General features: G+C 44.3%; 9 protein-coding genes. 3 read left to right on the top strand and 6 right to left on the bottom strand.

Features of this window, described 5'->3' with window-relative positions; translation table 11 throughout:
* Positions 1 to 144 precede the first annotated feature (144 nt).
* The 5 genes from VHA02S_RS23900 to VHA02S_RS23875 all read right to left on the bottom strand — a co-directional run bounded on the left by VHA02S_RS23900 (position 145) and on the right by VHA02S_RS23875 (position 7,307).
* On the bottom strand, positions 145 to 1,923 hold the full coding sequence (locus VHA02S_RS23900) for an ABC transporter transmembrane domain-containing protein (RefSeq protein ID WP_038898676.1): 1,779 nt from the start codon (positions 1,921 to 1,923) through the stop codon (positions 145 to 147).
* Complete coding sequence (locus VHA02S_RS23895) at positions 1,923 to 3,665, bottom strand: ABC transporter transmembrane domain-containing protein (protein ID WP_038898675.1); 1,743 nt, start codon at positions 3,663 to 3,665, stop codon at positions 1,923 to 1,925. Before VHA02S_RS23895 ends, VHA02S_RS23900 begins: the two co-directional genes overlap by 1 nt.
* Positions 3,666 to 3,936: 271 nt before the next feature.
* A complete protein-coding gene (locus tag VHA02S_RS23890; RefSeq protein ID WP_038898674.1) occupies positions 3,937 to 4,428 on the bottom strand; it encodes a type II secretion system protein in 492 nt (163 codons plus the stop codon).
* A gap of 229 nt (positions 4,429 to 4,657) precedes the next feature.
* Positions 4,658 to 6,001, bottom strand: a complete 1,344-nt coding sequence (locus VHA02S_RS23885; RefSeq protein ID WP_038898673.1) for a sodium/glutamate symporter — start codon at positions 5,999 to 6,001, stop codon at positions 4,658 to 4,660.
* 427 nt (positions 6,002 to 6,428) lie between these two features.
* Positions 6,429 to 7,307, bottom strand: coding sequence for a LysR family transcriptional regulator (locus VHA02S_RS23875; protein WP_038898670.1), 879 nt, complete (start codon positions 7,305 to 7,307; stop codon positions 6,429 to 6,431).
* 103 nt (positions 7,308 to 7,410) lie between these two features.
* Between VHA02S_RS23875 and VHA02S_RS23870 the strand changes: the two genes are divergently transcribed.
* A complete protein-coding gene (locus VHA02S_RS23870) occupies positions 7,411 to 7,698 on the top strand; it encodes a putative quinol monooxygenase (RefSeq protein ID WP_009698079.1) in 288 nt (95 codons plus the stop codon).
* Between the two features lie 11 nt (positions 7,699 to 7,709).
* Positions 7,710 to 8,687, top strand: a complete 978-nt coding sequence (locus VHA02S_RS23865) for a Gfo/Idh/MocA family protein (RefSeq protein ID WP_038898669.1) — start codon at positions 7,710 to 7,712, stop codon at positions 8,685 to 8,687.
* Between the two features lie 84 nt (positions 8,688 to 8,771).
* On the opposite strand, the gene VHA02S_RS23860 is transcribed toward VHA02S_RS23865, so the two are convergent.
* A complete protein-coding gene (locus VHA02S_RS23860; RefSeq protein WP_038898668.1) occupies positions 8,772 to 9,458 on the bottom strand; it encodes a DNA-3-methyladenine glycosylase I in 687 nt (228 codons plus the stop codon).
* An 86-nt stretch (positions 9,459 to 9,544) separates the two neighbouring features.
* Between VHA02S_RS23860 and VHA02S_RS23855 the strand changes: the two genes are divergently transcribed.
* Complete coding sequence (locus VHA02S_RS23855) at positions 9,545 to 9,739, top strand: hypothetical protein (protein WP_005377692.1); 195 nt, start codon at positions 9,545 to 9,547, stop codon at positions 9,737 to 9,739.
* The last annotated feature ends 49 nt before the right edge of the window (positions 9,740 to 9,788 follow it).

Genomic DNA, 9,788 nt, shown 5'->3' with positions numbered 1-9,788 from the left:
GGTTACTTGGGTATAGTCTAAGAATATTAGAAATGAAGGTGGTGGAAACCGGGGAACGAGACATCGAGTCGGTTCGCCGGTATTGGGGATAAACAAAAGCCCGCAGTATGACCAACGGGCCTAATGTCTGGGTCTGTAGACTGTTTAAACAGCTTCCTCAAACTGTTTGTCATCTTCCTCTTCAAGTTGCTGAATATGTCGATTTGCTTGCTGAAGCTGGTACATCTGCGCGTATCGTCCATTATGTTTTAACAGCGCTTTGTGCGTGCCACTTTCAACCAAATCGCCATGATGCAAAACGATAATCTGATCGGCATCTAAAATAGTCGATAATCGGTGCGCAATGACGACAAGCGTCATATCTTGGCGCAGAACTTCTAAGCTTTTTTGAATCAGAGCTTCAGTACCCGAATCGATGTTCGCGGTTGCCTCATCCAAGATAAGGATTTTTGGTTTAGCCACCAAAACACGCGCCAGCGCAAGCAACTGCTTTTGACCTGCAGAAAGGTTCGTTTCGCCTTGTCCAAGCTGTGTGTCTAGACCATTCGGATAACGACGAATTTGTTCTGCCAATCCTACCTTTTCTAGTGCATCCCAAACTTGAGTATCTTCGACCGCTCTACCTAAAGAAATATTTTCTCTTACGCTAGCAGGTAAGATATGCGGGTCTTGTTGAACCATGGCAACGTCTTTACGAAGTACGTTTTTTCCTAGGGACTTTAATGGACGACCATCGATGCGTAACTCACCGCTGGTCGTTGGATAAAAGCCCATCAGTAGTGATGCGAGAGTACTTTTACCACTGCCGGTATGACCAACAAGAGCGATAAAGTCTTGGTGAGCAGCTTTGAGAGAAATGTCTTTCAACACGTCTTGTTTGCCATCGTAGCTGAAAGTGAGATTGCTCAATTCGATTGCACCCGTTTGGAGTGGGCGGTGATCGTCACCATAGGTTTGTTCTTTCGCATCCATTAACTCGAACACTCGCTCACTCGATACTAATGCTTGCTGAAGTAATGCCAACTGCTGAGTCATTTCAATCAAAGGTTCAGTTACGCGCGCTAAGTAGCTTATGAAGGCATAAAGAACGCCGACACCAATCATTTCTACGCCATTAAAACCAAAGATAGCAACGAGTGAGAGCAGTGCAAGACCCGCGAGTAAATCCATGAGCGGACGCAGTAGGAAGCCGTTCAAACGAATAACTTTCTTTGATGCGACTAAATGACCTGCGGTGAGCCCGTTGAATTGCTTGTTGAATCGTTCTTCTTGCTGCATCAACTGCACTACACTCATGCCTTGAATAGACTCACTCAAGTTGGCGTTAATGTCTGTCAGTAAATCACGCATGTTGCGGTAGCTTTCGGTACTTAGTTTTTTGAACAGGTACATGAAGCTGATAACGATAGGTAGGAGTACTAACACCACGATAGTCAGCTTCCAGCTCATGTAAAACATAACCCCAAGCATTACCAAGATCATCACCGCGTTCTTCACTACCGTCGCGATTAGCAGTTCGTAAAACTGTTGCAGCGATTCCGTGTCGTTGGTGATTCTTGAAACCAACTTACCAGCAGGAGTGTAATCAAACTCGGACAAGGGTTGCTTGATGACGCCAGCGAAAACTTGTTTGCGAATCGTTTTTATTGTGTTGGTCGCCACAATGCTGAACTGCAGCGATTGGAAATATTGAAACGTCGCTGAAATAAGCTGTAATGCGATGTAGCCCGCTGCCAATGAAATCAAAATATCTCGTGAATAATCACCTTTCGCGATGTGTTCATCAATAAAGTATTGAACGAGCCAAGGTCCACCCGCGCTGGCTAACGCGGCTATAAACAGCAGTACTAAGCCTTTTAACATCGGCTTTGGTTGCGACAATGGGTAAGACAATAACCGTTTAAACGTTGTTGATTGCTTCATTATTCGTCCTCCATTGCTTGTTCTAGTTTTTGATATTGGTACATCTCTGCGTACCAACCTTGCCGCTCAAGAAGCGAGCGATGTTGACCACGTTCTGCGATGTGACCGTGGTTGAGTACGACAATCTCTTCGGCTGCCTCTAACGCAGTGAGGCGATGAGCGATGACGATTAACGCCTGTTCACGGTAATGCGTCTCTAGGTTCTTTAGTATTTGATGCTCTGTACGCCCATCAACGGCAGATAGAGCGTCATCTAAGACCAGCACTTGTGCATTGAGCAACATGGCACGAGCAATAGCGATACGTTGTTTCTGACCTCCAGAGAGGGTAATGCCTTTTTCGCCCACTTCTGTTTGATAGCCTTCAGGAAACTTCTCAATATCGTCGTGGATACAAGCTAGTTTCGCCGCACGATAAACGTCTTCTTTTGATGCGTCAGGGTTACCTAGAGCGATGTTGTCGAAGATAGATTTAGAGAACAAGAACGGGCTTTGATTGACCACGGCAAAGCGGTTTCGCCATTCTGGTAAGAGTGCGTTTTTGATTTTGATATCACCAAATTGAATCGTACCGTTGTCCATGTCATGTTGACGAAGCAGTAGGGTTAGCAAGGTTGATTTGCCACTACCGACAGGACCTGCAATGCCGAGCATTTTTCCAGGCTCCAAAGTGATGTGAACATCGGTGAGTGCAGCGGGCAGATCTTTTGACCAGTGGAACTCATTAATCTTGATCTGCAAAGGTAATGGAGCCGTGCCTAATGCTGTATCGCCACTGATGATTTCTGGCTTCTCATCAAATATTTCTTGTAGGCGATTCCACGCAGCAGAGCCTCGTTCCAGAATATTGAACAAGAACGCGAATGCCAACATCGGCCAAATCATAAGACCTAAGTACATGGTAAATGCGGTCAAATCCCCAAGTGTAATATCACCTTGGTCAACTAAATACGCACCTGATGCCACGCTTAGGAAGAAAGACATGCCAATGGTCAATTGGATTGCTGGGTCAAAACGTGCGTCAACGCGAGCTACCGCGATATTCTTCTCGCCAGTATCATCGACGACATCTTCAAAACGCTTTTGCTCTTGGTTTTCTAACCCAAAAGCACGCAGCATACGTACGCCATTCAATGATTCTTGAGTCATGTCTGACATTGTGGAGAAAGCTTCTTGTGCGATCTTAAAACGTTTATGCAGAATGCGAACAATGAAAAAGATGATGATCGCGAGGAATGGCATCGGTAAAAGAGCCATTAACGTCAGCTTCCAACTGATTTGTGTCACCATAATAATGAAAACAGCAATACCAGTAATCACCGAATCTGCCGCGGTTAATACGCCTTCACCGGCTGTCATCACGACGTTGCGCACGTCATTGGTGCCACGAGCCATCAGGTCGCCAGTTTTGTATCTTTCGAAGAATCGAGGAGGTTGCGTGGATATATGGCGGTAGAGTCGGTTACGTAAAATAGTGCCTAATTCCCAACTCGCGCCAAATAACCAGATACGCCATAGAATTCGACAGCCATATATCGCAAAAAATAACGCAATAAGACCGGTTAACCACATCAGTAAGGTGCTGGTTTCTAGCGTGTTATCAACCACACCATCGACAATAATGCCGACTGCTTTAGGGGGAACAAGCTGAAGGGCTGAAATGACGGCAAACAATAGGATTGACCCCACATATTGTTTCCATTTGAGTTGGAAGTACCAACGCAGCTGCCAGAATATTCTCATTTCGCCTCCTGCTTAAATTATTGAATTTGTTATAGAACTATTATTGAGCGAATTAATGAGTTTACAAGCGGAATTTTTGAGCGAAATGAAAAACAATACAATGTGTCGATTTGGCAGGAACAGTGTGGTTTGCTGCCTTATGTATCGCTGAAAGGTGTGGATGTAACGAGATAATGTGAATTTATTGTTAATTTGAAGTTTTGAAGGGTTTTGGGTTGTTAGGGGATAAAAGCTTCAAAAGTGATGCTTTTGAAGCTCATTCCGAGTGGTTTTAGCAGTCTCTAGTTTGAATTCCGTATTTTATTTGACCACCTGATGTTTTCGGGTAGTAAACCTCAACATAACAAAGATGAGAGATATCTACGGGCTTATTAGCAAAGCCAATCAAGAAGTAAGGTTCATTTTCATCATCCACGCCATACCATCGATTGATAGTCAATTGAGGGTCAAAACCAGCGAGTTCTTGTGCAGGTATTACGTTCTTTATGTATCCGTAATAGCCAATTAAATCCTTAACACCATCGCTATCCAAGTCAATATTCTTGACCTCTCCACCATCGGCTTGTTCTTGAGATTGCATGACTGCTTTCGCATAAACTTGATTGTTTGCGGTCATCAAAGCTTCTCTTGCGCCATGCAAGACCGCAATACGGGCGTCTTTTTGGATGTCTAAAAATTTTGGAAACGCCACAACACTTACTATTCCCAGAATGACGATACAAATCACCAATTCTATCAGAGTAAAACCTTTGGAATTACGCACAGCCAACCTCCGAATTTGCTTTTATAGACTGCTATTCTGGAACAAAATTATGGCTGGAAAGGTATTGAAAAAGAATGAAGTTATGCGATGAGTAGTCATGTTCTTATATATAAAACAAATTGCTCATTTTTTTAACTTGAAGTGTGTTTGTTTTTACATAAAAAGTTATTGAGATATCAGTAAGAAAAAGCCTCATTTCAGCTAAAATGAGGCTCGGTAAATCAGGTCGTTATGATGGATTCGTTGCGGTCTGTGAGCCTTGTTTGAAAACAAAACGCCAAATAAAAAGAACTACGGCTATGTATGCTAAACCAACACAAAGAGCTTGCCAGTGCATGCCGTTGTACATTGCAATTGGCATCAAAGAGATGATGAAAATATCAGTGATTGAGCCAGGAACGTAAGCGATGGCATAGTCATCTAATACTTTGCTTCTCATCTTAGGATCGACGATACGTAGTAGGGCAATACCCATTGCAACCGTACCCGTCAGCCAACCCCAAGAGAAGATGCCTTTTTCAAACCAATCGTCTCCCATGATGCGTGGAGCCACCCAAAAGATTAACCAAAGTGTGAAACATACGCCGCCAAGAGCTAGTACTACCATAGGCATTAAGTATTGAGCCAAGACGGTAATCTTGATTGCAGAGATACCGAAGATAATCAAATAGTCGGTGCTGATGCCCGCTGCATGTTTGAACGCGCCATCACAAAGGTAACGTGACGCTTTGGTCTGCTTTGCGACAATTCGAACCAACATACCGCCAAGGAACCCGGTTACAAACGTTGGGATCTGCACCTTATCGTGGAAGGAAGATAAATAGTTAGCAGCAACATAGGAGAACGCCGTTACTACAACCACCAATGCGGCGTGAATCGCAAAAGAATCAACCGACAGGGAAGACATAGTGTCTTTCATTACAGGTTCTTGATCATCAGGTTTAACAAGGCCTTTGCGTTCGTGTTCGTCCATGCTGTCGAATGTCGTAAAGCTACGAATCCAACCCATCTTCAATGCGAATTGCAGCATGAGCATGCCGACAGAAATCGAAATGAAGATACCCACGGTTGCGAAGGTTAAACCTAGTGTGAAGCCATCTTCCCAACCAAGCCCCGTGAATATTTCGCCAACAACAGAAGCTGAACCGTGACCGCCCATAAAGCCTGCAGACATTGTTACGCCAAAGGCTGGATTAATCTCTGGCCAGAAGAAGGTAGTGATCGCGAGACCAAACATTGCTGCAAATAACCACTGTGAAACAGAAGCGATTTGGTTGAATGCCCACAATGAGCCAGCGCGCTGTGCGACGGTCTTAGGTGATGGGACATCAGTTGCCAGACCTAACGCAGAAAAAAGTGCAGCAGTTAATAGGCTTGCGTTAGTGGTAAATGTATCGGTCCAAGGCAGTGTGTTTAGCAGGGCTGGTCCAAAAATCAGACCGAATAATCCCGCGAGAACCGCCGATGGAATGTACATACGTTGTAGTAGTGGCGTGTGAACGCGAATGACTTTTGCCAAAATCAATAGTAAGCCAGCAATGGCTAAGTCAGTCAGCATTAGACCTTTAGGCATTTTATCCTCCAGTAAATGCAGTCAAGGGGTAGCGTCCTTGTGACCAACCTTGATTGAAAAATCGCTCCCAACGAAAAAAGTCACATACGTGACCAAAAGTGTTGAGAAATCAATGTCGTTTTCATAAGCAAAGGAATGTGCTTATGCAGTTTGAAATGAGTGCAAATGTCGTGATTACGCACGAACTTGAAGAGAAATTAGATTACATTTCTCGATGTTATTTTGATAGTTCACTCAGGAAAGGCGGCAATCCTAGTCACTTTGTCAGGGCAATGCAATTGATGGGAATCAATAAATTATGTTCATTAAATGAGCGAGTTGTACTAATGGTATGAAAAATAAAGATAATTAATGAGAAATAATATTTGTCATATCGACAATAAAAACTAATTATTCGGTTAAATTGCCGCCGTTTTGTCTGTTTGTATTATTGGCTCACGTGAGAAAGAACAAAATCGACGAAGGTGCGATTTTTAAGGGAAAGCTGTTTTGAACGGTAAAGCAGGTGGATTGGCTTTGGCTTGGGAATGTGTGAATGGAGAATTTCTACCAACGCGCCGGACTGGATTTCTTGTTCAACTAAAATCTTTGGTTGTAGAAGAACACCAGAGCCTTTTAACGCGGCAAACTTAAGCACATCACCATTATTAGACGTTAATCGGGTGTTGCTGTTCCCAAAGGTATTAGATGGCATGTTCACCACTTGTTGGCTTTCTCCTTGGTGATACTGAAATCCCAAACAATGATGATGTTCAAGGTCATCAAGCGATTGGATAGGGGCATGTTGCTCAAGGTAAGAGGGTGAGGCGCAGTAAGTCATGTCGTATTCCCCGAGTTTTCTTGCAACTAACGATGAATCGACCAACTCACCAATACGAATAATCACGTCTGCTTCGCTTCGATATGGGTCAATCAAACTGTTATCCAACATTAACTCAACGTTCAGTTCGGGAAATTCTGCTAAGAAGTCAGCCACGATGGGCGCAATCACCCTTTTACCATAGGTAACTGGGCAGTTAACTTTTACTGTTCCAGTTGGGCGGTTGATCAGCGTCTGGATTAGGTTCTCTGCGTTGGTGATGTCTTCAATAATGCGGTGGCACTCTTGATAGTAGAGTCTGCCAGCTTCGGTCAAGGACTGTTTGCGCGTGGTGCGATGAATCAGCTGCGTACCTAAGCTTTGCTCAAGAAAGCTCACGTGTTTGCCAACCATGGTCGGTGAAATGTCAAAGTGGTGTGCGGCGTTACGAAAGCTGCCATGTTCGACCACGTAAGCGAAAACCTTCATGCTTGTTAATTTATCCATTACACACCCAGAGTTGATAAAGAAATAACTAAAGCAGAGTTTATCAATCATATGAGGTTAATTACAGTGGACGTATGATTAAGAGTGGAGAAAGAGATCCATCATGAGCAAGACGATTTTTGTTACCGCCGAACTGAAAATGAATGCCGATAAGCCAAGACAACAAGTGGTTGAGACCATTGAACAATTTTGCCTTGATATGCAGAGCGAAGCTGGGTGTTTGCAAGCGAATGCGACCTACGATTCGAAAGACCCACTGCGTGTGATTCTTTGGGAGCGATATGAAAACCGCGCCGCGATTGAAGCGCATTTTGCTATGCCGCATACACAAGCGTTCATTGCAGCTGAAATGGCAGAGTTAGTCCAAGCATTCGAAACTCAAGCGCAATAGGAGACGTGAACATGAAATGGGGCATTTTAGGCACAAGCTTTATCTCAGGTGTCATGGCAGAGGCAATCCAAGGCGATGACAAGAGTAAGCTCTACGCGGTGGCTGGGCGTTCGGAACGGAACTTGAATGCATTTGCTGAGCAATATGGCATCGAGAATACCTTCACCGATTACGATGCGTTGATTGCCGATGAACAAGTCGACATTATTTACATCGCACTGCCAAATCACCTTCATCATGACTTTATCGTCAAAGCGGCAGAGCAGGGTAAAGCGATTCTTTGTGAGAAGTCACTTTCGGTAGATATGGAAAAAACTGAGCTGGCTCTAAAGGCAGTCGAATCGCACAAGGTATTCTTTGCTGAAGGCTTGATGTACTTGCATCACCCTTTGATCAGCGAGTTACTTTCGGTGCTTAAATCGGGAGAGATCGGTGAACTTCGCTCCATCCATACTTCTTATATTGCGTCGATTGCGCAGTTTGTTAATCCAGACAGCAAAGGTGCTTTGTATAATTTAGGTTGCTACCCAATATCATTGGTGCACTTGGTGGTGAAAACCATGTTGGGTGAACAAGCCTTTGGAAACCGCTCTATGACGGCGATTGGTCGACGAGGTAACGATGGGAATATCTGTGAATCGAGCTTGATGATGCAATTCGGTGAGCAACAAACGGCGAGCGTGCATACCGCCGAAGATCACGGATTGAAACACCAATTCACCATTCTGGGTAGCAAAGGCTGTATTACGTTAGACTCGAACCCATGGCTACCAACGCAAGATAACCAGTTTAGTGTGGAAATTTACGAGACGTCGAAGCGTGAAGTGTTTGTACCGGCAACTGGGGACGCTTTCTTCTATCAAGTGCGCACTATTCGCCAAGCGGTTGAGGAGGGGCGTACCTCGTTAGAAAATCCTTGTGCAACATGGGAAGACTCTCACCGCATTATGCAGCTACTGACTGAGTGGGAATCACTGGCTTCAAAGTAAGTCTGTACTTGAACCAATGAACATAAAAACGGCGCACTAAATCCAATGATCAGTGCGCCGTTTGTATTTTGGGTTTAATCTCGGTTAAATGCGATTATCGCCGGTGCTGAACGCAATAACTTGGCTGATTTCAGACAGGCTTCTACCACTTTCTTGTTGCCATTGCACAAACGCTTTGTTGGTGGCGTCGAGCGACTTTTTAGTGTCTTTGCCACCTTCAATGATCTTGCAATTACGCAGGTAAGCCTCGACGTCGCTAGACAAGATAAAGGTATCAACGCCCATTTGGCGAAGTGTGTAAGGACCGGTATTTCCACCTAGGCGATTACCGTGTTTCTTCAAATATGCCCATAGGTCGGTGATTTTCTCTTGCGGCCAATCGGCAACCATTTTGCCAAACGAGCCGTATTCGACTTTTGCTTCGTGGATCATACGAGCATTAGCAGGGATCGACATGACTTTAGTGAGATGGCGAATGATGCGTTTGTCGGTTGCTTTGGTTTCCCATTGCTCGTCTGACAGCATTAACAAGGGCTCAATCTTAAATCCGAAGAATACTTCTTCGAAGTTCGGCCACTTGTTGCGAACCACGCTCCACGAAATCCCACTTTGGAATACCTTCATCGAAAAAGCGGCCAGCCAACGGTCATCGGGAATCGCTGCCAATTCTTCTTTGCTTAGTGGATGAGACAAAAGCGCTTCAAGTTGATCTTCACCACCTTTACGCTCAGCAGCGCGCTGATAAATCGCGTCAAATTTTTCGATACTCATAAAAGAAGTTAGTCCTAGTTTATGTCGATATTTGCGAAACATACTACGCTTAAGTGGCTGAATCGTAAATTGATGGAGTGTCACAAATGAAGAAGGTCACATTAACGTTTGTCGGAGAAGGTTCGGATCGTATTGCGGAAAAATTCTATGCGTGGATGACAGACGGTGGGTTGGAAGACAGCATGATTGAGAATTTATCTGACCGTGAAATCTCAGTGGTCGGCATCAGTGATATGGATAATGAAACGCGTGATGTGGTAATCAATACGGAAATGAATTAGGGCCTGTTGACCTTTTGAGCTAATTTTTGCAGCAGTTTGTGGGTACTTT

The organism is Vibrio harveyi NBRC 15634 = ATCC 14126 = KCTC 12724 (genome assembly GCF_001591145.1).
Taxonomy (GTDB): domain Bacteria; phylum Pseudomonadota; class Gammaproteobacteria; order Enterobacterales; family Vibrionaceae; genus Vibrio; species Vibrio harveyi.
Note: the sequence above shows the minus strand (reverse complement) of the source record. Positions and strands in the feature narration are given on the sequence as shown.